General features: G+C 69.9%; 26 protein-coding genes and 2 tRNA genes. 16 read left to right on the top strand and 12 right to left on the bottom strand.

Going from position 1 to position 23165, the window contains the following annotated elements; all coding sequences use genetic code 11:
* The first annotated feature begins 55 nt into the window (after positions 1-55).
* A tRNA-Gln gene (locus ACWCOV_RS02190) sits at positions 56-127 on the top strand.
* A 78-nt stretch (positions 128-205) separates the two neighbouring features.
* Positions 206-281: transfer RNA gene (locus tag ACWCOV_RS02185), tRNA-Glu, on the top strand.
* A 44-nt stretch (positions 282-325) separates the two neighbouring features.
* Here the strand turns inward: ACWCOV_RS02185 and ACWCOV_RS02180 are convergent.
* Positions 326-643, bottom strand: a complete 318-nt coding sequence (locus ACWCOV_RS02180; protein ID WP_449827378.1) for a hypothetical protein — start codon at positions 641-643, stop codon at positions 326-328.
* A gap of 149 nt (positions 644-792) precedes the next feature.
* On the opposite strand from ACWCOV_RS02180, the gene ACWCOV_RS02175 reads away from it, so the two are divergent.
* Positions 793-3549 carry a helix-turn-helix transcriptional regulator gene (locus ACWCOV_RS02175; protein WP_449827377.1) on the top strand — a complete coding sequence of 919 codons (2757 nt, stop codon included), beginning with the start codon at positions 793-795 and terminating at the stop codon, positions 3547-3549.
* A 25-nt stretch (positions 3550-3574) separates the two neighbouring features.
* On the opposite strand, the gene ACWCOV_RS02170 is transcribed toward ACWCOV_RS02175, so the two are convergent.
* Positions 3575-4144 (bottom strand): HdeD family acid-resistance protein, encoded by a 570-nt coding sequence (locus ACWCOV_RS02170; protein WP_449827376.1) that lies wholly within the window; start codon positions 4142-4144, stop codon positions 3575-3577.
* Positions 4145-4215: 71 nt separating this feature from the next.
* On the opposite strand from ACWCOV_RS02170, the gene ACWCOV_RS02165 reads away from it, so the two are divergent.
* Positions 4216-4725 (top strand): 2'-5' RNA ligase family protein, encoded by a 510-nt coding sequence (locus tag ACWCOV_RS02165; RefSeq protein WP_449827375.1) that lies wholly within the window; start codon positions 4216-4218, stop codon positions 4723-4725.
* On the opposite strand, the gene ACWCOV_RS02160 is transcribed toward ACWCOV_RS02165, so the two are convergent.
* Positions 4717-5436: an IclR family transcriptional regulator gene (locus ACWCOV_RS02160; protein WP_012922430.1), complete on the bottom strand. Its 720-nt coding sequence runs from the start codon at positions 5434-5436 to the stop codon at positions 4717-4719. The genes ACWCOV_RS02165 and ACWCOV_RS02160 overlap by 9 nt on opposite strands.
* Before the next feature lie 110 nt (positions 5437-5546).
* On the opposite strand from ACWCOV_RS02160, the gene leuC reads away from it, so the two are divergent.
* The 5 genes from leuC (at position 5547) to ACWCOV_RS02135 (ending at position 9988) form a co-directional block, all read left to right on the top strand.
* Positions 5547-6977 (top strand): 3-isopropylmalate dehydratase large subunit, encoded by a 1431-nt coding sequence (gene leuC, locus ACWCOV_RS02155; RefSeq protein WP_449827374.1) that lies wholly within the window; start codon positions 5547-5549, stop codon positions 6975-6977.
* Between the two features lie 15 nt (positions 6978-6992).
* Complete coding sequence (gene leuD, locus ACWCOV_RS02150; RefSeq protein WP_396387356.1) at positions 6993-7592, top strand: 3-isopropylmalate dehydratase small subunit; 600 nt, start codon at positions 6993-6995, stop codon at positions 7590-7592.
* Between the two features lie 256 nt (positions 7593-7848).
* The gene (gene corA / locus ACWCOV_RS02145) at positions 7849-8997 is read left to right on the top strand and encodes a magnesium/cobalt transporter CorA (protein WP_449827373.1); all 1149 of its coding nucleotides are present in this window, start codon (positions 7849-7851) and stop codon (positions 8995-8997) included.
* Positions 8998-9021: 24 nt separating this feature from the next.
* Positions 9022-9207, top strand: a complete 186-nt coding sequence (locus ACWCOV_RS02140; protein ID WP_449827372.1) for a hypothetical protein — start codon at positions 9022-9024, stop codon at positions 9205-9207.
* A gap of 226 nt (positions 9208-9433) precedes the next feature.
* On the top strand, positions 9434-9988 hold the full coding sequence (locus ACWCOV_RS02135) for an HU family DNA-binding protein (RefSeq protein WP_449827371.1): 555 nt from the start codon (positions 9434-9436) through the stop codon (positions 9986-9988).
* A gap of 131 nt (positions 9989-10119) precedes the next feature.
* Here the strand turns inward: ACWCOV_RS02135 and ACWCOV_RS02130 are convergent, their stop codons facing one another.
* Both ACWCOV_RS02130 and cofC read right to left on the bottom strand, forming a co-directional pair.
* Positions 10120-10326: a hypothetical protein gene (locus ACWCOV_RS02130; RefSeq protein WP_449827370.1), complete on the bottom strand. Its 207-nt coding sequence runs from the start codon at positions 10324-10326 to the stop codon at positions 10120-10122.
* Position 10327: 1 nt separating this feature from the next.
* Positions 10328-10999: a 2-phospho-L-lactate guanylyltransferase gene (gene cofC / locus ACWCOV_RS02125; protein ID WP_449827369.1), complete on the bottom strand. Its 672-nt coding sequence runs from the start codon at positions 10997-10999 to the stop codon at positions 10328-10330.
* A gap of 16 nt (positions 11000-11015) precedes the next feature.
* On the opposite strand from cofC, the gene ACWCOV_RS02120 reads away from it, so the two are divergent.
* Genes ACWCOV_RS02120 through ACWCOV_RS02110 form a run of 3 tightly spaced genes read left to right on the top strand, consistent with a single transcriptional unit; the run spans position 11016 to position 13761 of the window.
* Positions 11016-11864 (top strand): lysophospholipid acyltransferase family protein, encoded by an 849-nt coding sequence (locus tag ACWCOV_RS02120; RefSeq protein ID WP_449827368.1) that lies wholly within the window; start codon positions 11016-11018, stop codon positions 11862-11864.
* Positions 11861-12862: an NAD(P)H-dependent glycerol-3-phosphate dehydrogenase gene (locus tag ACWCOV_RS02115; protein ID WP_449827367.1), complete on the top strand. Its 1002-nt coding sequence runs from the start codon at positions 11861-11863 to the stop codon at positions 12860-12862. The genes ACWCOV_RS02120 and ACWCOV_RS02115 overlap by 4 nt, the downstream gene beginning before the upstream one ends.
* Positions 12859-13761 (top strand): aminoglycoside phosphotransferase family protein, encoded by a 903-nt coding sequence (locus ACWCOV_RS02110; protein ID WP_449827366.1) that lies wholly within the window; start codon positions 12859-12861, stop codon positions 13759-13761. The genes ACWCOV_RS02115 and ACWCOV_RS02110 overlap by 4 nt, the downstream gene beginning before the upstream one ends.
* Here ACWCOV_RS02110 and ACWCOV_RS02105 read toward each other — a convergent pair.
* A complete protein-coding gene (locus ACWCOV_RS02105; RefSeq protein WP_449827365.1) occupies positions 13737-14864 on the bottom strand; it encodes an ROK family protein in 1128 nt (375 codons plus the stop codon). The genes ACWCOV_RS02110 and ACWCOV_RS02105 overlap by 25 nt on opposite strands.
* A gap of 74 nt (positions 14865-14938) precedes the next feature.
* Between ACWCOV_RS02105 and ACWCOV_RS02100 the strand changes: the two genes are divergently transcribed.
* Together ACWCOV_RS02100 and ACWCOV_RS02095 are read left to right on the top strand one after the other, a co-directional pair.
* The gene (locus ACWCOV_RS02100; protein ID WP_449827364.1) at positions 14939-16033 is read left to right on the top strand and encodes a Gfo/Idh/MocA family protein; all 1095 of its coding nucleotides are present in this window, start codon (positions 14939-14941) and stop codon (positions 16031-16033) included.
* Positions 16034-16052: 19 nt separating this feature from the next.
* Entirely contained in the window at positions 16053-17060 is a 1008-nt protein-coding gene (locus ACWCOV_RS02095) for a sugar phosphate isomerase/epimerase family protein (protein WP_449827363.1), read from the top strand.
* Positions 17061-17064: 4 nt separating this feature from the next.
* On the opposite strand, the gene ACWCOV_RS02090 is transcribed toward ACWCOV_RS02095, so the two are convergent.
* The 3 genes from ACWCOV_RS02090 to ACWCOV_RS02080 are packed head-to-tail and all read right to left on the bottom strand — an operon-like array spanning position 17065 to position 18989.
* A complete protein-coding gene (locus tag ACWCOV_RS02090; protein WP_449827362.1) occupies positions 17065-17448 on the bottom strand; it encodes a TIGR03618 family F420-dependent PPOX class oxidoreductase in 384 nt (127 codons plus the stop codon).
* 12 nt (positions 17449-17460) lie between these two features.
* Positions 17461-18399 carry an NAD-dependent epimerase/dehydratase family protein gene (locus ACWCOV_RS02085; RefSeq protein WP_449827361.1) on the bottom strand — a complete coding sequence of 313 codons (939 nt, stop codon included), beginning with the start codon at positions 18397-18399 and terminating at the stop codon, positions 17461-17463.
* Positions 18396-18989 carry a dihydrofolate reductase family protein gene (locus ACWCOV_RS02080; RefSeq protein ID WP_449827360.1) on the bottom strand — a complete coding sequence of 198 codons (594 nt, stop codon included), beginning with the start codon at positions 18987-18989 and terminating at the stop codon, positions 18396-18398. The genes ACWCOV_RS02085 and ACWCOV_RS02080 overlap by 4 nt, the downstream gene beginning before the upstream one ends.
* Before the next feature lie 92 nt (positions 18990-19081).
* On the opposite strand from ACWCOV_RS02080, the gene ACWCOV_RS02075 reads away from it, so the two are divergent.
* Entirely contained in the window at positions 19082-19534 is a 453-nt protein-coding gene (locus ACWCOV_RS02075) for a winged helix-turn-helix transcriptional regulator (protein ID WP_449827359.1), read from the top strand.
* Here ACWCOV_RS02075 and ACWCOV_RS02070 read toward each other — a convergent pair.
* Positions 19524-20255 (bottom strand): MerR family transcriptional regulator, encoded by a 732-nt coding sequence (locus ACWCOV_RS02070; RefSeq protein WP_449827358.1) that lies wholly within the window; start codon positions 20253-20255, stop codon positions 19524-19526. The two genes, ACWCOV_RS02075 and ACWCOV_RS02070, sit on opposite strands and share 11 nt — an antisense overlap.
* Positions 20256-20303: 48 nt before the next feature.
* Here ACWCOV_RS02070 and ACWCOV_RS02065 point away from each other — a divergent pair, with 48 nt between their 5' ends.
* On the top strand, positions 20304-20555 hold the full coding sequence (locus ACWCOV_RS02065; RefSeq protein ID WP_449827357.1) for a hypothetical protein: 252 nt from the start codon (positions 20304-20306) through the stop codon (positions 20553-20555).
* Here ACWCOV_RS02065 and ACWCOV_RS02060 read toward each other — a convergent pair.
* Together ACWCOV_RS02060 and ACWCOV_RS02055 are read right to left on the bottom strand one after the other, a co-directional pair.
* Positions 20481-21875, bottom strand: a complete 1395-nt coding sequence (locus ACWCOV_RS02060; RefSeq protein WP_449827356.1) for an MFS transporter — start codon at positions 21873-21875, stop codon at positions 20481-20483. The two genes, ACWCOV_RS02065 and ACWCOV_RS02060, sit on opposite strands and share 75 nt — an antisense overlap.
* A gap of 101 nt (positions 21876-21976) precedes the next feature.
* Complete coding sequence (locus ACWCOV_RS02055) at positions 21977-23131, bottom strand: MFS transporter (RefSeq protein WP_449827355.1); 1155 nt, start codon at positions 23129-23131, stop codon at positions 21977-21979.
* Positions 23132-23165 lie beyond the last annotated feature (34 nt).

Here is a 23165-nt window from a genome sequence, read left to right as displayed (position 1 = left end):
CTTCGAGCCAGGTTGTGAGGGCGGAGACAAACTCACAGCGGCAGTGAAATGCCTTTGGGGTATGGGGTAATTGGCAGCCCGTCTGATTCTGGTTCAGTTAGTCTAGGTTCGAGTCCTAGTACCCCAGCGGATTGGACCGCACCGATGAAAATCGGTAGAGTTCAGCCTCGTTGCCCGGCCCGCAAGGACCGGACGACAAACCTCTGGCCCCGTTGTGTAGCGGCCTAGCACGCCGCCCTCTCAAGGCGGTAGCGCGGGTTCGAATCCCGTCGGGGCTACCAGAGAAAGCGCCTCACACCCCTCCGGTGTGAGGCGCTTCCTGGTTTCAGGCGGTGTGGGTCTGCCGGCGCCGGTACACCCAGGTGCCGGCCAGGGCGATCCCCGCACCGCCGATCGCAGCGGCGCCGGCTTGGAGGATCTCGACCGCGGTGTCGTCGGCCGAGCTGCTGGAGCCGGTCCCGGTGGTGGTGCTGGTCCGGATGTCGTAGTTGGGATAGTTCGGTGGTCCGGGGTTGTTCGGCGCGACCGTGGTGGCCGGCCCGGGGTCCTCCGGCGGCACCCCGGCGCTCGACTCGGACGCTGCGAGCACAACGGCGGCGACCGCGAGGGCGGGTACGGCGATGATCGAGTACTTGTGGTTCATGGTTCCTCCTGGCGGTGTTTCTGGTGTTCCCACCGTCCGTCCGCGGACCGTGCGAGCACATCGGGCATCCGCCCCGCAATCCGCGCTGCGGGTCCTTAGAAAGCTGCCGCCGATGCCTTAGCCGCCGCGGACGGGCGCATGATGGTGGCGTGGGCGGGGCGATGGTCGGCCGCGAGCAGGAGCTCGCGCTGATCAAAGGCTTGATGGCTCGGCTGCCGGGGGCGGCGTCGGCAGTTGCCGTCGTGCGCGGTGAAGCGGGGATCGGGAAGACGACGCTGGTTCGCGCCGCCGTCGCGGATGCCGACGCTGCGGGTTTGCGGATCCTGAGCGGTGCGTGTGCGCCGCTGTCCGGCACCGTGGCGTACGGCGGGCTGGACGCGGCCCTCGGGGTTGGCCAAGCCGCCGTCGGCGAAGTGTTCACCTCGGTCGCGGCGGGACGCGCGTGGGCCGCAGAGTCGATGCTGCGCACGGTGGGGGAGATCGCCGAGGGCGGCGCGGTGCTCGTTGTCGAGGACATGCACTGGGCGGATGGGTCGACGCTCGACTTCATCGCCCATCTGAGCCGCAACCTGCCCGCTACCGGTCTGCTGGTCTTGCTGACCTGGCGGGACGAGGAAACCGGCCCCGAGCGAGCACGGTGGCTGAGCGAGCAGGTGCGCGGCCCGTCCGTCACCGAGGTGGCGCTTCGCCGACTCACACTCGAGGAGACCAGCCGGCAACTGCCGGAGTGCTCCGCAGAGTTGGTGGCCGCGGTGTACGGACGCAGCGCGGGCAACCCGTACCTCAACGCGGAGCTTGCGCGTGACGGTGCGAATCCGTCGGAGTCGCTGCGCCAAGTGCTGGTGTCGAGGCTCGACGCCGTCGAGACGCAGGCACGGACGGTGGTCGCTGCCGCCGCGACGCTTGGCCGTCCGCTGACCGACGACGAGATGCTTGCCGCGGCCTCCGGTGACCCCGACGCTGTCTGGCAGGCCTGCGAGGCCGGCCTCATGGTGCGCGACCCCGGACGCGGGTCGTCTGCTCGTCACCCCGTGCTGGCCGAGGTCGCGTACGAACGGTTGCTGTCGCGCGATCGACGACAGCTGCACAGCAGAATGGCGGGACACCTGGAGTCGGTTCTTTCTGCGCGGCCGACCGCGGCCGCGGTCGCGGAGGTCGCCGAGCAGCATCGGCGCGCGGACGACCCTGACGACGGGCTCGTCTGGTCGGTGCGCGCTGCGGTTGCGGCCGAGCAGCGGTACGCGATCGCGGAGGCAGGTCATTGGTACGCCGTCGCCGCAGCACTGTGGGATTCGGCCCGCAAGGTGCGGGACGACGTACCGGAGAAGCTGGCGCTGCTGGTGTCGGCGGCAACCCACTTGGCGTCTGTCGGTCAAACAGACAGCGCCATGGCCCTGCTGGAGGGCGACCTGACGGCCATGTCCGACGCGGACGACGAAGTCGTGCGGGCGGCCCTCGCCCGTTGCTGGCTCGGCACGACTGTCGGACACACCGAGCAGGCGCTGCGCGACGTCGAACTCGCTCAGCGGCTGACGTCTGCGCACGACGAACCGACGTGGGCCCGAATCTGCGCTGCCCGCGCGATGGCGCTCGGCACCTGCTCGCGATGGGACGAAGCGCTCGGCCCGGCAAGGACCGCGCTCGAGCTCGGCGCCAAGTGCGGAGACCTCCGCACGGTCGGGATAGCGCATGGCTTGCTCGGCGTTCAGGCTGGTCTCGAAGGTCGCCTGTCCGAGGCGCTCGGGCATCGTCAGACCGCCCTTGCGATCGCGTACAAACTGGCCGAGCCCGAGGATCTCGCCCTGGCCGGCGTCGTGCTGACCGACGCCCACTGGCGACTCGGAGACCCGGACCGAGCCGCGCAGGTCGCGGCGCTCGTCCGGCGGGAGGTCGGCCGGCTGATGCTGGGACGGCACTGGCTCGAGGACATCATGGACGCCAACGTCGTCCTCGCGCTCTACGAGGCGGGTCGGTGGGACGAGGCGATCGCCTGGATGCCCGACCCGTCGGAGCCGTCCGATCTGGGCTTCTTCCAGGCCGTGCTGCAGCTGGTTCACCTGGCGCGCGGTGACCTGGCGGCGGCGGAGAAGCTGCAAGCACAAGTCGACGCACTCGGCGAGCGAGATCAGCCGCAGTTCCTGAGCCTGTACGGCGAGGCACGCGCCCGGCTCCTGCTCTACACCGGACGTCCCGGCGAAGCGCTCGAGCTGGTCCTGTCGATCGCACGGACGACGCCCGACCGGCTCCTCGGGCCCGACGACGCGGCGGACCTGCTGACCGCCGGGCTCGAGGCCGCGGGCACCGCCGCTGAGCCTGAGCAGCTCGAACAGTTGGTCGCGATGCTCGGGGACGTGATCACGACGGGCCGCACCGGAGCCGCCGTGAACGCGGTCATCAGTGGCGAACGATCTCGGGCAACCGGCGCCAATGATCCGGACCCGTGGCTGATCGCGGCAACGGTGTGGGGCGCGGTCGGCCGGCCGCACGACGAGGCGCGGGCACGCCTGCGCGCGGCCGAGGCGATCCTCGCCGGCAGCTCAGGTGCTGCCGCCCGGCGTGCCGCCGCCGAGCAACTCGTCGCCGCGCGAGGCCTCGCCGAACGTCTTGGCGCGGCTCCGCTGCTCGAGCACATCGACAAACTCGGACGACTCGCCCGCATCGACATGGGACGAGCCGTCCCCACCGAACCGAAGGCGCCGCAGGGGCTGACGGACCGGGAGCGGCAGGTGCTTGCTCTGCTCGCCGGGGGCAGCACCAACCGGGAGATCGGCGACGCCCTCTACATGAGTCCCAAGACGGTGAGCGTCCACGTGACGCATATCCTGCAGAAGCTCGGCGTCGAGAGCCGGGTCCAGGCCGCCGCCGTGGCCGTTCGTCGCGGCCTGGACAAAGCCCAGCAGTCGTAAGCCTTCAGGTTCCGTGGTGTCGCGGTCAGGCGGGGGACGGGGTGGTCGTGGCCTCCGGGCCGCTGAGCGTGTGGCGGACCGCCAGGCCGGCTCCGATCAGTACGACGCCCCAGAGCAGGGCCACGCAGCCGAGGAAGACGGCGATGCCCACCGCGGCGGCGCCCGGGTTGGCGACGAACAGGATGCCGATCAGGATCGACAGCGCCGCGTTCAGGACCAGCAGCCAGCGCGGCATCACGTGGTTGCTGGTGAACGCGCCGAACAGTTCGAACAGGCCGCGCACGATCAGCCAGATGCCGAGGATCCAGGTCAGCGTCACCGCCGCCACGCCCGGGCTGAAGATCGCGAAGAACGCCGCGACGAGCGCGATCACCCCGAGCAGCACCAGCCACACCCGGCCGCTGCCCTTGGACTCCGGCCGGAACGCCTGCACCAGCGACCCGATGCCGTCCATCAGGGCCCAGAAGCCCCACAGCAGCGCCAGGGCGATCGCGGTTTCGATCGGCCAGACGATCGCCAGGATGCCGAACACGACACCGATCGCTCCCCGGATGACCAGGGACTTCCAGCCGATGGTGAGCCACTCACGCTCCATGTCCCCACCTCCCAAGCCCATCGTGACCTCGCAACCGGCAGTGCACAACGGCCCGGGCGTACTGTGCCGGTATGGCGCTGGCGGTGTGCCTGCTGTTCGATCGACGCACCGACCGGATCCTGCGGGCGCTGTGGGACCGGTTGGAGGACCGCGGTGTACCGACGCTGAAGTCGCACACCCACGGGCGGCATGTGCCGCACCTGTCCCTCGCGGTGCTGCGGGAGTGGGACCAGGAGAAGGTTACGACGGCCGTGCAGCCCTTGATGGACGGGCCTGTCGGTCTGTACTTCGACGCGCTCGGGACGTTCCGGCGCGGTCGGGCCTGGCTGGTGCCGGCGGTCGGCGTCGACGTGCTGGAGCTGCAGGAGAAAGCAGTCTCGGCGGTCAGGGAGACCGGCGCTGATCTCCACCGCCACTACGAACCAGGGCGCTGGGTGCCGCACTGCACCCTTGCGCCTCGCGTTCCACTGGCTTCGCTGCCGATCCTGGCTGCAGCTGTGTACGACGTGCTGCCGCTCGAGGCGACCGCGGATCACGCCGCACTGATCGACAGTGGAACAGGTGAAGTCTGGCTACTCTGACGCGCGGCGCAACGCCTCCGAGAGACGCTCGGCCGCGGCCATGACAGCCGGGGCGTGCATGCGGCCGGGCTGGCGGGACAAGCGCTCGATCGGGCCGGAGACGGACACCGCGGCGATCACCTTGCCGCTGGGGGAGCGGACCGGGGCCGACACGGACGCGACGCCCTGCTCGCGCTCACCGACCGAGTGCGCCCAGCCGCGACGCCGTACGCCGGCCAGCGCGGCGGCGTTGAAGGTCGCGTTGTGGAGGCCGCGGTGCATCCGCTCCGGGTCCTCCCAGGCAAGCAGTATTTGAGCGGCGGAGCCGGCCGCCATGGTCAGCTGGCTGCCGACCGGCACGGTGTCGCGCAGACCGGACGGACGCTCGGCGGCCGCGACGCAGACGCGGTACTCACCCTGGCGGCGGAAGAGCTGCGCCGACTCACCGGTGATGTCGCGCAGTCGCGCCAGCACCGGGCCGGCTGTCGCCAGCAGCCGGTCCTCTCCGGCGGCGGAGGCCAACTCACTCAGTCGCGGGCCGAGCACGAACCGTCCCTGCATGTCCCGTCCGACCAGGCGGTGGTGCTCGAGCGCCACCGCGAGCCGGTGCGCGGTCGGGCGGGCCAGACCGGTGGCCGCGACCAGCCCGGCCAGGGTCGCCGGCCCGGACTCGAGCGCGGACAGAACGAGGGCTGCTTTGTCGAGAACGCCGACTCCGCTAGAGTTGTCCATGAGACGATATTGCCGTCTCGAATCGTGGAACGCAAGTCGCTTCCGTGACCCAGTTGAGAGCACTGTGAGCGATAAGGCACTGCACCACACACATCTCAAAGGAGAGTCTGATGGGTAGGACGTTGTCGGAAAAGGTCTGGGATGCGCACGTCGTGCGCCATGCCGACGGAGAACCCGACCTCCTCTACATCGACCTCCACCTGGTGCACGAGGTGACCAGCCCGCAGGCGTTCGACGGGCTCCGGCTGGCCGGCCGCGGCGTCCGGCGCCCGGACCTGACCATCGCCACCGAGGACCACAACGTCCCGACCTTCGACGTGGACAAGCCGATCGCCGACCCGGTGTCGCGGACCCAGGTGGACACGCTGCGGAAGAACGCCGAGGAGTTCGGGATCCGGATCCACACCCTGGGCGACCCCGACCAGGGCGTCGTGCACGTGATCGGCCCGCAGCTCGGTCTGACCCAGCCCGGGATGACCGTGGTCTGCGGTGACAGCCACACCTCCACCCACGGCGCGTTCGGCGCGATTGCCTTCGGCATCGGCACCAGCGAGGTCGAGCACGTGCTGGCCACCCAGACCCTGATGCAGGCCCGGCCGAAGACGATGGCCGTCACGGTCGACGGCGTGCTGCCCGACGGCGTCTCGGCCAAGGACCTGGTGCTGGCGCTGATCGCGAAGGTCGGCACCGGCGGCGGCCAGGGCTACATCGTCGAGTACCGCGGCGAGGCGATCCGCGCGCTGAGCATGGAAGCCCGGATGACGATCTGCAACATGTCGATCGAGTGGGGCGCCAAGGCCGGCATGATCGCGCCGGACGAGACCACGTTCGCCTACCTGCGGGACAAGCCGCACGCGCCGCAGGGCGTCGACTGGGAGGCCGCGGTCGAGTACTGGAAGAGCCTCGCCACCGACGACGACGCCACCTTCGACCGCGAGGTCGTGCTGCGCGCCGAGGACATCACGCCGTTCGTCACCTGGGGCACCAACCCGGGCCAGGGCATCCCGCTGTCGGAGAACGTGCCGTCGCCGGACGACTTCGACAACGACAACGACAAGCGCGCCGCCGAGCGGGCCCTGGAGTACATGGGCCTGACCGCCGGGACGCCGATGCGCGAGATCCACGTGGACACGGTGTTCCTGGGGTCCTGCACCAACGGCCGGATCGAGGACCTGCGGGCCGCCGCCGGCGTGCTGGCCGGCCGGAAGGTTGCCGACGGCACCCGGATGCTGGTGGTCCCGGGCTCCGGCCGGGTCCGGCTGCAGGCCGAGGCCGAGGGCCTGGACCGGATCTTCAAGGACGCCGGCGCCGAGTGGCGCGGCGCGGGCTGCTCGATGTGCCTGGGCATGAACCCGGACCAGCTGGCCCCCGGCGAGCGTAGCGCCTCCACCTCGAACCGGAACTTCGAAGGCCGCCAGGGCAAGGGCGGTCGCACCCACCTGGTCTCGCCGCTGGTCGCCGCCGCGACCGCGGTCACCGGAACCCTCGCGGCGCCGGCGGACCTGGAGCCGCTGGACGTCGCCGTACCCGAGAACGTCTGAGGAGAGCACACGGAGATGGAAGCCTTCACCCAGCACATCGGTACGGCGGCCCCGCTGCGCCGCAGCAACGTCGACACTGACCAGATCATCCCGGCCGTCTACCTGAAGCGGGTCACCCGGACCGGCTTCGAGGACGGGCTGTTCGCGGCCTGGCGCAACGACCCCACCTTCGTCCTGAACCAGCCGGAGTACGACGGGGTCTCGGTGCTCGTCGCGGGTCCGGACTTCGGCACCGGGTCGTCGCGGGAGCACGCGGTCTGGGCGCTGATGGACTACGGGTTCCGGGTCGTGGTGTCGTCGCGGTTCGGCGACATCTTCCGCGGCAACTCGGGCAAGGCCGGGCTGCTCGCGGCCCTGGTGACGCAGGACGTCGTGGAGCAGCTGTGGACCACGATCGAGGCCGACCCGGGCACCAAGGTCACGGTGGACCTGGAGAACAAGACCATCTCGGCCGGTGACGTGTCCGCGCCGTTCGAGATCGACGACTACACCCGCTACCGGCTGCTGAACGGCCTGGACGACGTCGGCATCACGCTGTCGCACGAGTCCGACATCGCCGCCTACGAGGCGACCCGGCCGAGCTTCAAGCCGGCCACCCTGCCCGCGAAGGCGTAGCCCGCCGCCACGGTTATCGCCGCCGTAACGCGCAGCACATCGGCGGCGATAACTCTGGTGTTACCCTTGCGTGGTTGTCAGAACAAGGCTTGCGAGATCCGGGAGGTGAGGCGCTCATGAACAGCGATCCCTCCAGACATACCGATCTCGCTCGACCTTCGAGAGGCTGACTTCTTCTTCTCTTGATGCGGCTTGGCGCCGTGGGGTCGGGCAGACGTGTGCCCACATCACCCGCACCACCGCATCTGGAGGACTCATGTCCGACCTCCGTACGCGCACGCTCCGTGCCTTCGGCCGCACCCCGTCGATCCGCGCCGCCGGCCGCCGCGCGCTGCCGGAACACCCTGTCGAGCAGCCGGTCCGCGACACCCCGAAGCCCAAGGGGCACAGCGTCGTCGACAGCGCCATCTACTGCGACGGCCGCCGGGTCGCGTCGCCGGACTCGCTGGCCGAGACCTACCGCGTCCTGCACAAGTCGCCGAAGAGCCTGGCCTGGATCGGCCTGTACCGGCCGGACCGGCGCGAGCTCGCCTCGCTGGCGCAGGAGTTCGACCTGCACGAGCTGGCCATCGAGGACGCCATCCAGGCCCATCAGCGGCCGAAGCTGGAGCGGTACGGCGACACGTTGTTCGTCGTACTGAAGGCCGCCCGCTACCGGGACGCGACCGAGGAGGTCGAGTTCGGCGAGGTGCACGTGTTCGTCGGCCCGGACTTCGTGGTGACGGTCCGGCACGCCGAGGCGCCCAACCTGGCCGCGGTCCGGCGCCGGGTCGAACGCGACCCCGAGTTGCTGCAGCGCGGCACCGAGGCGGTCCTCTACGCGATCATGGACAAGGTCGTCGACGGCTACGCACCCGTCGTGGCCGGCCTGGAGAACGACATCGACGAGATCGAGACCGAGGTGTTCCGCGGCGACCCGAAGGTGTCGCGGCGCATCTACGAGCTGTCCCGCGAGGTGATCGAGTTCCAGCGCGCGACCCGGCCGCTGGTCGGAATGCTCGAGTCGCTGCGCGGCGGTTTCGAGAAATACGGCGTCGACGAGGAGCTGCAGCGGTCGCTGCGCGACGTGGCCGACCACGTCACCGAGGTGGTGGAGAAGGTCGACGGCTTCCGCGAGCTGCTCCGCGACATCCTGACCGTGAACGCGACGCTGGTCGCCCAGCAGCAGAACGAGGAGATGAAGAGCCTCGCGATCGCCAGCAGCGAGCAGAACGAAGAGGTGAAGCGGATCTCCGCCTGGGCGGCGATCCTGTTCGCCCCGACCCTGATCGGCACCGTCTACGGGATGAACTTCGACAGCATGCCCGAGCTGCACTGGCAGTACGGCTACCCGTTCGCGATCGGCCTGATGGCTTTGGTGTGTGGAGGTCTGCACCAGATCTTCAAGCGCCGCGGCTGGCTGTAACCTCCCTGCAGGAGGTGGACGGCTATGTGGTTGTTCCTGCGGAGAAAGCTGATCATGTGGGCGATCCTGGCGATCGCGATCCCGTTGCTGGACTGGTTGCTGGGCAAGGTGGCGGACGAGTTGCGGATCCGGAAGGGTGAGTCCGCGGTGACGCGAGGCCTCGACACAGCCCGGTCGGGACTGCGAACCTTGCGGGGAAAGCGTCGCTGAGGGGTGGTTCCGAAGCGGTCACTGATGGGGACCGGATCGTTGCTCTGAAGGGATTCCGGGAGCTCCCGGAGGCCTCCGGAGGGGCGAATCGGGCGAAATTGTGGCACGAATCGCCCAAAACAAGGCCGAATTGCCGCGTTGGTGTTTGTGAACGGCGTGTTGAGTCCATAACGTTCACGTGAGATCGAGCGCTGTGCTCGACGCCTAGTGTTCACGGAGGGAAGCAGTGAACAAGAGCCAGTTGGTCGAAGCGCTCGCAGTGCACTTCGACGGAAACCGCCGCCAGGCCCAGCACGCGTTGGAGTCGGTGATCGACACCGTCCAGCGCGAACTGACCAAGAAGGGTGGCAAGGTCGCCATCACCGGTTTCGGTGCCTTCGAGGCCATCGAGCGTGGCGCGCGCATCGTGCGCAACCCGCGGACCGGTGAGACCAAGCGCGCCAAGAAGACCACGGTTCCGAAGTTCCGCGCGGGTGCGGAGCTGAAGGCCGTTGTCTCCGGCGCAAAGAAGCTGCCGAAGCTGGTTGTGCCGAAGGCCACCGCGACCGCCACCAAGGCAGCCGCTCCGGCCAAGAAGGCCGCCCCGGCCAAGGCCGCAGCGACCAAGACCGCCGCCAAGAAGACGGTCGCCAAGAAGGCCCCGGCGAAGAAGGCCCCGGCCAAGACCGTCGCGAAGAAGGCGCCGGCGAAGAAGGCCCCGGCCAAGACCGTTGCCAAGAAGGCGCCGGCCAAGAAGGCCCCCGCCAAGAAGGCTCCGGCGAAGCGCGCAGCTTCTCGCTGACCTTCAGCACTGCAGCACCGCAACACCAGCGAAGGCCGGTCACCCCACTCCAGGGGATGACCGGCCTTCGCCGTGTGGGGGCACTGTGCCGGGTCGGAACAGCTCCCGGGTCAGGGTGCCTCGGGCAACCTTCAGAGCTCGGTGATGAAGTCGACCTTGGTGACGGTCAGCCCGGCCCCGGACCCGCTGGTCTCCAGCCGGACCCGCTGGCCGACCCGCAGGTGGCGCACCGGGGTGTCGGCCACCGCGTGCACGGTGAAGGGCAGTTCGATCCCGGTGTCGGTCAGCACCGCACCGGCGAAACTCTCGGTGTCGTAACGGCTCACGGTTCCCTGCATGTCAGCAGGCTAGACCCTCGGTCCCGGTGGCGGCACCGAGCACCAGCGACATCACGTCGGCGGTCGCCGGACCCACACCGAGTTGTACGGCGTGCGCCAGATCGGCCGCGGTGTCGACGTCACGCCGTACCGAGTCGATGCCGGACAGTTCGATCGGGACCGCGCCCGACACCTGGTGGGCTAGTGCGGAACCCACGCCGAAGCGGGGATCCAACGCGACACCGGGCGCCGCGGCGAGCAGCGTCGTACCGGTGCCGGGGAGGTCGACGACGAACGACCGTGGCGCGACACAGGCTGCCAGCACGGCGGTGAGCTCGGCCGGCCGCAGGGCCGGGAGGTCTGCGGAGAGGGCAACGACCCCGTTGTCCGGGAACTCGGCAGCCGCCACAGTGGCACCATGCAGCAAGGCTTCGTTCAGCCCCGCGGACGGGAGGTCCGGCACCACCCGCGCGCCGACCGCGGTGACGTCCGCGGCGACGACCGGGTCGTCGGTGACGACCAGGACGGCGCGGACCAGGGGAGAAGCGAGGGCGGCCGCAGTAGTGTCGACAGCGAAGGCGCGGGCGAGCTCGGGCCGGTGCTGGGGGTAGGCCGCAGCGAGCCGGCTCTTCGCGATCGCCGTACGCTTCACCGGGATCGCCAGGGTCCAGGGAGCGACCTGTAGGTCTGCCATCAGGCAGGATTCTCCCATGACGGGTGGCAGTGACGAGCATCAGGAGGCAGCAGTGGACAGCCGGCAGAGTGACCCCAGGCCGCGCCGGGGCTTCTGGTTCGGCCTGGTGGTCGCGATCGTCAAGCCGTTCATGCTGGTCTTCACCAAGCCGGACTTCACCGGCCGGGAGAACATGCCGCGCTCCGGCGGCGTGGTGTTCGCGCCGAACCACATCTCGCACTTCGACCCGCTGGTGCTCGGGTTCTTCATCTGGGAGTGCCGGCGGATCCCGCGGTTCCTGGGCAAGGCCTCGGTGTTCAAGATCCCGGTCGTCGGCCGGATCATCTCCAGCGCCGGGCAGATCCCGGTGTACCGGGAGTCGACGCAGGCCGTGGACGCGTTCCGGGACGCGGTCGCCGCGATCGAGCGCGGCGAGTGCGTCGGCGTCTACCCCGAAGGCACGATCACCCGTGATCCGGAGCTGTGGCCGATGACCGGCAAGACCGGCGCCGCCCGGATCGCGTTGCGGACCGGGTGCCCGGTGATCCCGATCGCCAACTGGGGCGCGCAGGAGGTGCTGGAGTCGTACACCGGCAAGGTGCGGATCCGGCTGCTGCCGCGCAAGACCATCAAGGTGCGCGCCGGGAGACCGGTCGACCTGAGCGCGTTCGAGGGGAAGCCGATCACCAACCAGCTGTTGCACGAGGCAACCGAGGTGATCATGCGCGCGGTCGCGGACACGCTCGGCGAGGTGCGCGGCCAGGCCCCGCCCAAGGAGCTCTTCGACCTGCGCAGGGACCGGGCCAAGGACGCCAAGACCGCCGAAGACGCCAAGAACGCCGAAGACGCCAAGGACGCCGAGGACGACGGTGAGGAGAAGGCATGACGAAGGTTGCGGTGTTCGGGGCGGGCTCCTGGGGCACGGCGTTCGCCACGGTGCTGGCGAACGCCGGCAACCAGGTGTCGATCTGGGGCCGGCGTGAGTCGCTGTGCGAGGCGATCAACACCGGGCACGAGAACTCCGACTACCTGCCCGGCATCCGGCTCCCGGACTCGATCACCGCGACCCACGACCCGGCCGTGGCCGCGGACGGCGCGGAAGCCGTCGTCCTCGCGGTGCCGAGTCAGTCGCTGCGGGACAACCTGAAGGACTGGGCCGGCGTGCTGCCGAACGCCGTACCCCTGGTCAGCCTGATGAAGGGTGTCGAGGTCGGTACGACGAAGCGGATGAGCGAGGTGATCGCGGAGCTCACCGGCGCCGGACCGGAGCGGATCGCGGTCGTCTCGGGTCCGAACCTGGCCCGCGAGATCGCCGAAGGGCAGCCGGCCGCGTCGGTGGTCGCCTGCGCCGACGAGGGCACCGCGACCCGGCTGCAGAAGCTGTGCCACTCGCCGACCTTCCGCCCGTACACGAACAACGACGTGATCGGCTGTGAGCTCGGCGGCGCCTCCAAGAACGTGATCGCCCTGGCTGTCGGGATGGCCGTCGGCCTCGGCTTCGGGGACAACGCCCGGGCGTCGGTGATCACCCGCGGCCTGGTCGAGATCGCCCGCCTGGGTACGGCGCTCGGCGCGCAGGAGCACACGTTCTCCGGCCTGGCCGGGCTGGGTGACCTGGTCGCGACCTGCTCGTCGCCGTTGTCGCGGAACCGTACCTTCGGCGAGAAGCTCGGCCAGGGCCTGTCCGTCGCCGAGATCACCGGCGCCACCCGGCAGGTCGCCGAGGGCGTGAAGTCCTGCGCGTCGATCTCCGAGCTCGCCCACCACCACGACGTCGAAATGCCGATCGTCGAGCACGTGACCAAGGTGGTGGCCGGCGAGATGACGCCGAAGGACATGCTGTTCAGCCTGGTCTCCCGGTCGGCCAAGTCCGAGCGCTGGTGATCGTACCGGCGGCCTTCGCGCGCGAGACGATCGCCCGCGAGGGGGAGTCCGGTGCTGCGTGGCTCGGCGAGCTGCCTGCGATCGTGCAGGCCCTGCTGGCGCGGTGGGACTGCACGGTTGACGGCGAGGTGATGCACGGCCGGGTCGGCGTGATCGTGCCGGTTCAGAGCGCTGCCGGACCCGCGGTGCTCAAGGTGTCGTTCCCGCACCCGGGCAACGTGCACGAGCCGGACGCGTTCGCCGCCTGGGGTGGACGAGGTGCGGTCCTGCTGTACGAGCGCGCCGACTTCGCCATGCTGCTCGAACGGGCACACCCGTCGACCCTCAACGAGGGCACGGACATCGCCACGTCAGCCGGGCGGCTCAACCACCGGTTGGCGATCCCCGCACCGGCCGGCCTGCCGCGGCTGCAGGATCGTGCCGACGATTGGGCGGCCGAGCTGCGCAGGGACGCCGCCGAGTTGGCGCATCCGTTCCCGGCTGCGGTCGTGGATGCTGCGCTGGCCGCGATCGACGAGGTCGGCCGGGATCAGCCGGATCTCCTGATCCACGGCGACTTCCATCCGCGCAACATCCTGCGCGCCGACCGGGAGCCTTGGCTGGCCGTCGATCCCAAGGGGCTGGTCGGAGATCCGGCGTACGACGGCGCCATCTTCCTCAGGCCCCGTGCCCTCGCGCTGATCGAGTCCGGCGACCTCGTCAAGGCGCTGCACCGCGAGCTCGAGGAGTACGCCGACGCCGCGCAGGTCGATCCTGACCGGATCCGGCGCTGGGTGCAGCTGATCCTCGTGCAGACCGCCTTCCACGGCCGCCGGCACGGGTTCGGCGTCGCGCGGGAGGGGCCGTTGCTGGATCGGGTGCTCGCGCTGGCGGATCAGTTGGTCATCAGCTGGTGCTGAAGGACGAGCGTCGCGGCGCCGCGGAGCGCGGCGTCCTGGCCGGACCGGCTGGTGACGACGAGCAGGTCGGTGGTGGCCAGGGGCAACGATCTGGCATAGATCGCTTCCCGGATCCCGGCCAGCAGGCTGTCACCGGCCTGCGACAGTGAGCCGCCGACCACGATCACCGACGGGTTCAGCAGGCTGACGCATGCAGCCAGCACGGTGCCGATTTCGCGGCCCGCCTGCCGAACCGCTGCTGTCGCAGCCGTGTCGCCGGCCCGGACCAGCTTGACGATGTCCCGGCTGCTGGTGACCCCGAGCTGGTTGGCGATCGCTGCGGCCGAGGCGATCGCTTCCAGGCAGCCGGTGTTCCCACAGCGGCAGACCTCGTCGTGATCGAGAACCTGGATGTGGCCGATGTCGCCGGCCGCGCCCTGCGCACCCCGATGCAGCCGCCCACCGCTGATCACGCCGGCGCCGATCCCGGTCGCGACCTTCACGAACAGCAGGTGCTCGACGTCGGCGTACTCGGCCGCGTGCTCGCCGAGCGCCATGATGTTCACGTCGTTGTCGACCAGCACCGGTCCGGCGAGCTCCCGGCCGAGTCGTCCGGCGACGTCGTACGAGTCCCAGCCCGGCATGATCGGTGGGTGGTTCGGTCGCCCGGTGCTGTGCTCCACGGGTCCTGGCAGTCCGACGCCCGTACCCGCGAGGTCCTTGACCGAACGTCGTGCCGACTTCAGCAACCCGCGGCCGATTCGCACGACCTCGCTCAGGACCGTCTCCGGCCCTTCCGCGATGTTCAGCGGCATCGTGGACCGGTCGAGGATCTCGCCGGTCAGGTCGGTGAGGGCGACCGACAGGTGCGTCGCGCCGATGTCCGCGGCCAGGATCAGCCGGGCGGACGGGTTGAACCGGAACCGGGCCGGCGGTCGTCCGCCGGTCGACGCGGCCTCACCCGACGGCACGACGAGACCGGCCGCGACCAGCTCCTCGATCCGGCCGGTCACCGTTGACCTGGCGAGGCCACTGAGATCGATGAGCTCTGCGCGGGTCCGCGGTTGCCCGTCGAGGAGCAGGCGCAGGACCGCGCCGCTTCCCGCCGTACCGAGATCACTCATGCGCAGGACTTCCGTCGGAGGGCCGTGGACTTTTGCTTGACAGGGTTCAAAAGTGTCACATAGCGTCCTTCAGCGTGTCCACCAGTGCGCGCAAGCTCCGGGTCGGGATCGTCGGCGGCGGCTTCATGGGCCGCGTCCACGGCAGGTCTGCGCTGGTCGCGGGCGCCCAGGTGGTCGGCGCGATCGGATCAACCCCGGAACGGGCAGCGGCGGCCGCGGAAGCGACCGGCGCCGAGCGCGGGTACGCCGACCTCGACGAGCTGCTGGCCGCGGACATCGACGTCGTCCACGTCTGTACGCCGAACAACACGCACCTCCCGGTGACGCTGCAGGCGCTCGAAGCCGGCAAGCACGTGATCTGCGAGAAGCCGCTCGCCACCTCGGTGCAGGACGCGGCCGGACTGCACGCCGCCGCCCTGGAGACCGAGCGGGTCGGGACGGTCCCGTTCGTCTACCGCTACCACCCGATGGTTCGCGAGCTCCGGACCCGGATCGCCGAGGGCGAGGCCGGGGTGATCACCAGCCTGCACGGGTCGTACCTGCAGGACTGGCTGGCCGGCGAGGACGACCAGAACTGGCGGGTGGACGACGAGGCCGGCGGCCCGTCGCGGACCTTCGCCGACATCGGGTCGCACTGGTGCGACCTGACCGAGTTCGTCACCGGCGACCGGATCGCCGCGATCAGCGCCCAGCTGCGGACCGTTCGCTCGAACCGTGGCGGCGTCGAGGTCCGGACCGAGGACCTCGCGACCGCGCAGTTCCGCACCGAGGCCGGTGTGGTCGGCACGATCGTGGTCAGCCAGGTCGCGGCCGGCCGGAAGAACCGCCTCTACCTCGAGGTCTCCGGGACCGAGTCGAGTTTCGGCTTCGACCAGGAGGACCCCGACCGGTTGTGGGTCGGCCGCCGTACCGCTTCGCAGCTGCTGACCAGGGATCCCGAGACGCTGAGCCCGCCCGCGGCGCGGGTGAACCGGCTGCCGGCCGGGCATGCGCAGGGGTACCAGGACGCTTTCGACAGCTTCGTCGCCGACAGCTATGCCGCCGTACTGGGTGACCGCCCGGACGGCCTGCCCGATTTCGCCGCCGGAGCGCGGTCCGCCCGGCTGGTCGACGCCGTGCTGCGGTCGGCCGCCGCGGACAGCGCCTGGATCACCGTCGAGAACTCTTAGTCGCTGAGGAGCAAGCCAGATGCCACGTCCGATCACGTTGTTCACGGGTCAGTGGGCCGACCTGCCGTTCGAGGAGGTCTGCCAGTTCGCGTCCGAAGCGGGGTACGACGGTGTCGAGATCGCCTGCTCTGGTGACCACTTCGACGTCCAGCAGGCGGTCGAGGACGACTCCTACGTGCAGGGCCGGCACGACATCCTGGCCAAGTACAACCTGAAGGTGTTCGCGATCTCGAACCACCTGGTCGGCCAGGCGGTCTGCGACGACCCGATCGACTTCCGACACCAGGCGATCGTGCCGTCCCGGGTCTGGGGCGACGGCGACCCCGAAGGCGTCCGGCAGCGGGCCGCCGAGGACCTGAAGAACACCGCGCGGGCCGCGGCCAAGCTCGGCGTGAACACGGTGATCGGCTTCACCGGCTCGTCGATCTGGCAGTACGTCGCGATGTTCCCGCCGGTGCCGGCCGAGCGGATCGCGGCCGGGTACCAGGACTTCGCGGACCGGTGGAACCCGATCCTGGACGTCTTCGACGAGGTCGGGGTCCGGTTCGCGCACGAGGTGCACCCGTCCGAGATCGCCTACGACTACTGGACCACCCAGCTCACCCTGGAGGCGATCGGCCACCGCGAGGCGTTCGGCCTGAACTGGGACCCGAGCCACATGGTCTGGCAGGACATCGACCCGGTCGCGTTCCTGTGGGACTTCAAGGACCGGATCTACCACGTCGACTGCAAGGACACCCGGATGCGGGTCGGCGGCGGCCGCAACGGCCGGCTCGGCTCGCACCTGCCGTGGGGTGACCCGCGGCGCGGCTGGGACTTCTACTCGACCGGCCACGGCGACGTCCAATGGGAGGACTGCTTCCGGGTGCTGAACTCCATCGGGTACGACGGCCCGATCTCGGTCGAGTGGGAGGACGCCGGGATGGAGCGCAAGGTCGGCGCCGCCGAAGCCGTCAACGTGATCCGGGCGCTCGCCTTCGACAAGCCCGCGGCGGCCTTCGACGCGGCCTTCGCCACGGACAAGTAGGCCGTCAGCGCATCCCGAACTGCTGCCGGTCCGGCTCGATCAGGGCGATGACACGCTCCTGCTCACGTGGGTAGGCCTGGCCGATGTACTTCGCGGCCAGCTGGTCCACGATCGCCCAGGCCGCGTCGCCTTCGAGCCACTCGACGACGCGGCCGCGGACGATCACCGGCTCGTGCGGGTTGTCGAGCGGAGTCAGCGACAGGGCGACTCGCGGATCGCGTCGCAGGTTGCGCGCCTTCCGCGAGTCCGGACCGGTGAGGAACGCGATGCGCTCGCCGACCGGCATGACCCACAGAGGAACGGAGTGCGGCGCGCCGTCCGGGAGCACGGTGGCCAGGTGGCCGACCGCAGTGGTCTCGAGCACACGGCGTACGTCGGGGTTCAGCATGGCGATCAGCTCCTAGCGAGGGTTGGTGGCGAGCCAGCCGACGAAGTCGGCGACTGCGGTGGTGGTGTCGAAGTGCGGCGTGAACCCGGTGTCGGCGGTCAGCCGGGTGATGTCGAGGTACGGCTCCAGCTGGCCGCCCGGTGTCAGCGGGACCTGTGCTCCCGGTACGGCGGTCTCGAGCCCGGCGGCGAACTCGTGGTTGGCGACCGGACGGCCGCTCGACACGTTGTAGGTGTCGTGGTTCAGCGTGGGGACGGTCATCAGTAGCGCGATCGCCCGGCCGGCGTCCGGCACGTAGCACCGGTCGCCACCGTCGTCGCCGTACACCTGCGGCCGCTCGCTGCCGCGGACGACGGCGGTGAGGAGCGAGGGGAGCGGGTAGAACGGCGAGGTCGGGTCGCCGAGCGGGCCCCAGATGGTCCCGAGCCGCAGGATGACCGGCTGTACGCCGCTGCCCGCCAGTGCCTGTTTGGTGAGCGGCTCGGCCGCCTTCTTGAAGGACAGGATCGGGTTGTCGAGCGTCATCGCCGGGAGTGCGAGCTCTTCGTGCCAGCTGGATTCCGGCCGGCCGATGTACAGACCGATGCTGCTGGCCACTGCGAACCGCCGTACCTGCCACACGCGAGCGGCTTCCAGGGCGTTGAACAGGCCAGTCGTGTTGATCCGGAGGAACTCGACGGGATCGGCGATCGACGCGCCAGTCGGCGATGGGGCGAACGGCGGTCGCGGGGCCGCGAGGTGCACGATGCCGGTGATGTCGTGGCGCTTGCCGAGGTCGAGGAACGCCTCGCGGTCGGTGACGTCCAGCTGTTCGACGGTGACTCGGCCGGCGAGGAAGGACGGGACGTCACGGCTGTGGTGGCTGGTGACGACGACCTCCTCGCCGAGGTCGAGCAGCGCCCGCGCGGTGTGGGCGCCGATCATCCCGAGGCCTCCGGTGACGAGGATCATCGCTGCACCTCGTAGTGCAGGTGGGTGACGCCTGGGGCCGGTACGGCGTCGATGAGGCGCAGCCGGACGTGGTCGGGCAGGTCCTGGAAGTACGGGCGGCCGCCGCCGAGCAGGATCGGCACCTGGTGGAGGACGAGCTCGTCGACCAGGCCGGCCCGCAGGGCCGCGGTCACGACGCCGCCGCCCATCAGCGCGACATCCTTGTCGCCGGCAACCTTCTTGGCGGCCGCGATCGCGTCCTCGATCCCGGTGGTGACGATGGTCTGCCGTTCGCTCGCCTCCGGCGCCGGCCGGTGGGTGAGCACGACGAGCGGCGCCGTCGGGTGCGGGCTGCCGCCGCCGAAGTTTTCGGAGTCGTCGTACGTGTTGCGGCCGGCGAGGGAAGCGCCGACCCGGGCGGCGAGGGTGTCGAAGAGCCGGGCGCTGGGCTCGCTGAGCTTGAAGCCGTCCATCACCTGGCTGGCGGTGTCGCCGTCGAAGTACCAGTCGAAGAGCATGCCGCCGTCGCCGAGCCCGTGCCCCGGCCGCGGGTCACGACCGGTGATGTAGCCGTCGACCGAGACCGACAGCGCGCTGAAGACCTTGCTCATCGCCGTCCTCCTGGTTTGGGGTTCCTTCAAGAGACTCCATGACCGTAGCAGTTGGAGTTCCGTAAGGGAACCCCAACTGCTACGGTCATTCCATGCAACGCACCAACTTCGGTGAGCTGGTCTGCTCGATCGCGCGCACCCTCGACGTGATCGGGGAGCCGTGGTCGCCCCTCATCCTGCGCGACGTGTGGGTCGGGATGCGCCGGTTCGACGAGCTCCAGGCGGACCTCAAGATCTCCCGCAAGGTGCTGACCGAGCGGCTCCAGCACCTTGTCGGCCACGGCGTGCTCGAGCGCCGTCCGTACGACAACCGGCCGCGGTACGAGTACCACCTGACCGAGAAGGGCGCCGAGCTTGTCGACCTGCTCATGGTCATGAAGGGCTGGGGCGACAAGTGGCTGGCCGGCGAGGCCGGCCCTCCGGTCCTCTACCGCCACCACGCCTGCGGCGAGATCGCTGACGTCGACCTGCACTGCACCCACTGCGACAAACCCATGCACGCCAACGACGTCGACATCCTCCCCGGCCCTGGCGCTAAGTGGTGAGCCGGTTGAGCCGGTGACGGATCAGGTCGTCGAGTCGCCGCCAGGCAGGCGATGACGCGTTGACGGTGCTCTGCAGGAGTTGGGGGATGGCGGTGCCGGTTGATTGCCCGGGCAGGTTGCCGGGGTCGTAGCGCTGGACTGTTGCGTCGACGATGCGGTCGGCGAGCTCGGGCAGTGACGGGTCGGCCGGGTCGAGGTCGTGGGCCCGGTCGTAGGCGAGGTAGAGCCCTTCGAGCGCCGGATCGGTGAGCGCGTCGGCCTGGTCGCGGAAGAGGTCGCCGGCGATCTCCGGGTGCGTCGCGAACACGACGATCCACAGGTCGCGTTCGAGCTCGACCCAACGGGCGGTGAACCCACGCTTCTCGAGTTGCTGGAGATGGCTCTCCACCTCGACGGGGAGCAGCCGGATGTCGCCGGCCGCCAATTTCCGCAATCGCCGCTGGGTGTCCCGCAGGCCCCGGATTCGCGCGGTCAGGTCGGCGTCGATCTGCCGCAGCGCCTCGCCGAGATCGGCGTGGTCGAGGTCGCGGATCCGCGCCAGCGGCACACCGGCCTCGGCCAGGGTCCGGATCCGGACCAGGTCGACGACCGCCTGCGCGCCGTACCGGCGATACCCGGAGGCGTCGCGTTCGGGCTCTGGGAGGAGGCCCTTGGCGTGGTAGACGCGCACGGTCTTGGTCGACACCCCGACATACCGGGCGAGCTGTCCGATGGTGAGCACACAGCCATTGTTGACCTTGCCCCTGGGGCAATGTTCGACGATCGAGTCATGACCGACTGGGAGACACTTCGGGCGCTGGCTGACGAGGGGAACGAGAAGGCGCTGGATCGGCTCGCGGACCTGGCCGACGAGCGTGGTGACGTCGAGGCGTTGAGCGAGTTGCTGGACGAGGGGTGTGAGCGGGCGGGGGAGCACCTCACCCGTCGCGCGGTCGCCGCCAACGACCTACTGGAGCTTCAGCGGATCTCCGACGCAGGGTACGGGGAGGCCGGAGAGGTGCTCGACCGGCTGCTTGGTTAGGCGAGGGCGGAGGCCGAGCCAGACGATCACGACGCAGGCGAGGGTCAGTACGACGTCGAATGCCAGGGCGACGCGGGTGCCCGCGAGCTGGGTCGCCTGGGTCGCGGCGATGGCGGCGAGGACCGGCGTACCGACCGTGCCGCCGACCTCCTGGGTCATCGAGGTCAGACCGCTTGCCAGGCCCTGCTCCTCGTCCGCGACGCCCGACGTACCAGTCACTGTGTAGGCCACGATCGCGGCCACGTGTCCGTAGAACCCGATGAAGAGCGCCGGAATCAGCACGACGAGCGCGATCACCCGGTCGGTGCCGAGGAACACCAGCGGCAGTGTCGCCAGACCCTGCACCGCCATGCTCACGGTCAGGACGGTGCGGTAGCCGAAGCGCCCGATGATGCCTCCGGCAACCACCCCGGCGAACACCGACGCCACCCCGGGGATGCCGAAGACCAGACCGGTCGCGAGCGGTGACAGGCCGAGCGTCTGCTGCAGGTAGAGCGTGATCAGGAAGATCATCGCGGGCTCCATCGAGCAGACCACCAGGCCCGCGAAGTTGCCCCAGGTCACCGACGGGCGCCGCAGGATGTGCACCGGGACCAGCGGCGCCGGCGACCGCCGTTCGATCCGCCAGAACGCGATCAGCAGCAGTACGCCGACGATCGCGGTCGGCAGGCTTCGCTCGATCACGGCGTAGATCACGGCCAGCAGACCACCGGTCACCGTCACCGCGCCGGGTACGTCGAGCCGCGTCCGCACGGCCGCCCTGCTCTCCGGAATCACGAACGGCGCCAGCACCAGAACGGTCAGCACGACCGGCACGTTGATGAAGAACGCCGCCCGCCAGCCCAGCAGGCTCACGAGCGCACCGCCGACCAGAGCGCCAACGGCAAAGCCCGCGGACAGCAACGCACCTCGCAGTCCCAAGACCCGCTCACGCTTCGAGCCGTCGAAGGTCGTGGTCAGCAACGACAACGACGTGGGCAGCGCCATCGCGGTCGCCAAACCCTGCAGCACTCGCGCGGTCAACAGTTGCTCAGCGCTCGTCGACAGTCCGCCGAGCACCGACGCGCCGGCCAGTAGGACCATGCCGACCAGGAACAGTCGCCGGCGGCCGAAGTAGTCCGCCAGTCGCCCGAACAGCAGTGCGAACCCTGCTGCCGGCAGCGCGAACGCCGAGGTGATCCAGGCCAGCCCGTCCGGCCCCAGCCCGACGCCCGCACCGGCTTGCGGCAGCGCGACGTTCAGGATCGAGAAGTCGACGGACAGCATGAACCCGGCGCCGAGCAGCACCAGCAGGACCACGCGTTGGCGTGCACTGAACATGAGACGCTCCAACCATTTAGCAACCGATGGGTTGCAACTCTATAGCAACCGAACGGTTGCGTCAAAGGATGCGGCTGGATCGTGGTGGGGGACGGGAGTTGTCAGTTCACCCGGGAGCGGCTGCGCGTGCGCAGGACCGGGGCGAAGATCGCGAGGCCGGTCGCGAGCACGGTCACCACCAGGAACGAGATCGTCAGGCTGCTGGCCTGCGCGATCCCGCCGATGATCGACGGCGCGACCAGGCCGGAGGCGTAGGTGATCGTCGCGACGCCCGCGATCGCGTGACTCGCGTTGGCGCCGGTGCGTGCCGCCGCGGCGAACGCGAGCGGTACGGCGACCGCGATGCCGATCCCGAGCAGTCCGAAGCCGGCCATCGCCGCCGCCGGGTGGGGAGCGACCACGACCAGGATGCCGCCGGCGGTCGCGATCACGCCGCTCCACCGCACGGTCCGTACGGCGCCGAAGCGGTCGATCACCGCATCGCCGCTGATCCGGGCGATCGCCATCGTCAACGTGAAGCCGGTGGTCGCCGCGGCCGCGACGCCGGCCGAACTGTCGAGGATGTCGTGCAGGTAGATGGCCGACCAGTCCAGGCTGGCGCCCTCCGCGAAGACCGCGCAGAACCCGACTGCCCCGATCAGCAACGCCGACCGCGGCGGCAACGCGAACCTCGCCGGCGGCTCCTCGTCGTCCGCGGGATGCAGGTTCAGCACGAACTGACACACGACCAGGCCGACCACCGTCAGGACGGCGGCTGCCAGCGCGTGATGGAGTTGCGCGCTCATCTCGGTGTGCGCGGCGACAGTTCCGACCGCGGACCCGATCAGTGCGCCGACGCTCCACATGCCGTGCAGGCCGGACATGATCGACTTGTCGAGCCGGTGCTCGACCTCGACGCCGAGCGCGTTCATCGCGACATCGGCCATGCCTGCTGTGCCGCCGTACACGAGCAATGCCGTGCACAGGGTGAGCAGGTTGGGGGCGAGGGACGGCAGAACGAGTGCGAGCGTCCAGAGGGTGAGCAGGCCGCGGAGGGCGTTGCGGGTGCCCAAGGTGTGGGTGACGCGGGCGGCGAGTGGCATCATCAGCGCCGCGCCGAGCGCCGGGAACGCGAGCGCGAGCCCGAGTTGGCCGGCCGAGACTCCGGAGTGTTCCTGGATCCAGGGCACCCGGGTGGCGAACGATCCCGTCACCGCGCCGTGCACGCAGAAGACTGCCGCTACCGCATACCTCGACCGCACGACCAGGTCAGCCACAGGCAAACACTCTCTTTGTTCGATCGAACATCCG

Source organism: Kribbella sp. NPDC002412, assembly GCF_053592935.1.
Note: the sequence above shows the minus strand (reverse complement) of the source record. Positions and strands in the feature narration are given on the sequence as shown.

Coding starts and splice junctions, on each gene's coding strand:
- ACWCOV_RS02180 (WP_449827378.1), bottom strand. CDS start 643: ATGAACCACAAGTACTCGATCATCGCCGTACCCGCCCTCGCGGTCGCC.
- ACWCOV_RS02170 (WP_449827376.1), bottom strand. CDS start 4,144: ATGGAGCGTGAGTGGCTCACCATCGGCTGGAAGTCCCTGGTCATCCGG.
- ACWCOV_RS02165 (WP_449827375.1), top strand. CDS start 4,216: ATGGCGCTGGCGGTGTGCCTGCTGTTCGATCGACGCACCGACCGGATC.
- ACWCOV_RS02160 (WP_012922430.1), bottom strand. CDS start 5,436: ATGGACAACTCTAGCGGAGTCGGCGTTCTCGACAAAGCAGCCCTCGTT.
- leuC (WP_449827374.1), top strand. CDS start 5,547: ATGGGTAGGACGTTGTCGGAAAAGGTCTGGGATGCGCACGTCGTGCGC.
- leuD (WP_396387356.1), top strand. CDS start 6,993: ATGGAAGCCTTCACCCAGCACATCGGTACGGCGGCCCCGCTGCGCCGC.
- corA (WP_449827373.1), top strand. CDS start 7,849: ATGTCCGACCTCCGTACGCGCACGCTCCGTGCCTTCGGCCGCACCCCG.
- ACWCOV_RS02140 (WP_449827372.1), top strand. CDS start 9,022: ATGTGGTTGTTCCTGCGGAGAAAGCTGATCATGTGGGCGATCCTGGCG.
- ACWCOV_RS02130 (WP_449827370.1), bottom strand. CDS start 10,326: ATGCAGGGAACCGTGAGCCGTTACGACACCGAGAGTTTCGCCGGTGCG.
- cofC (WP_449827369.1), bottom strand. CDS start 10,999: ATGGCAGACCTACAGGTCGCTCCCTGGACCCTGGCGATCCCGGTGAAG.
- ACWCOV_RS02120 (WP_449827368.1), top strand. CDS start 11,016: ATGACGGGTGGCAGTGACGAGCATCAGGAGGCAGCAGTGGACAGCCGG.
- ACWCOV_RS02115 (WP_449827367.1), top strand. CDS start 11,861: ATGACGAAGGTTGCGGTGTTCGGGGCGGGCTCCTGGGGCACGGCGTTC.
- ACWCOV_RS02105 (WP_449827365.1), bottom strand. CDS start 14,864: ATGAGTGATCTCGGTACGGCGGGAAGCGGCGCGGTCCTGCGCCTGCTC.
- ACWCOV_RS02095 (WP_449827363.1), top strand. CDS start 16,053: ATGCCACGTCCGATCACGTTGTTCACGGGTCAGTGGGCCGACCTGCCG.
- ACWCOV_RS02090 (WP_449827362.1), bottom strand. CDS start 17,448: ATGCTGAACCCCGACGTACGCCGTGTGCTCGAGACCACTGCGGTCGGC.
- ACWCOV_RS02085 (WP_449827361.1), bottom strand. CDS start 18,399: ATGATCCTCGTCACCGGAGGCCTCGGGATGATCGGCGCCCACACCGCG.
- ACWCOV_RS02080 (WP_449827360.1), bottom strand. CDS start 18,989: ATGAGCAAGGTCTTCAGCGCGCTGTCGGTCTCGGTCGACGGCTACATC.
- ACWCOV_RS02075 (WP_449827359.1), top strand. CDS start 19,082: ATGCAACGCACCAACTTCGGTGAGCTGGTCTGCTCGATCGCGCGCACC.
- ACWCOV_RS02065 (WP_449827357.1), top strand. CDS start 20,304: ATGACCGACTGGGAGACACTTCGGGCGCTGGCTGACGAGGGGAACGAG.
- ACWCOV_RS02060 (WP_449827356.1), bottom strand. CDS start 21,875: ATGTTCAGTGCACGCCAACGCGTGGTCCTGCTGGTGCTGCTCGGCGCC.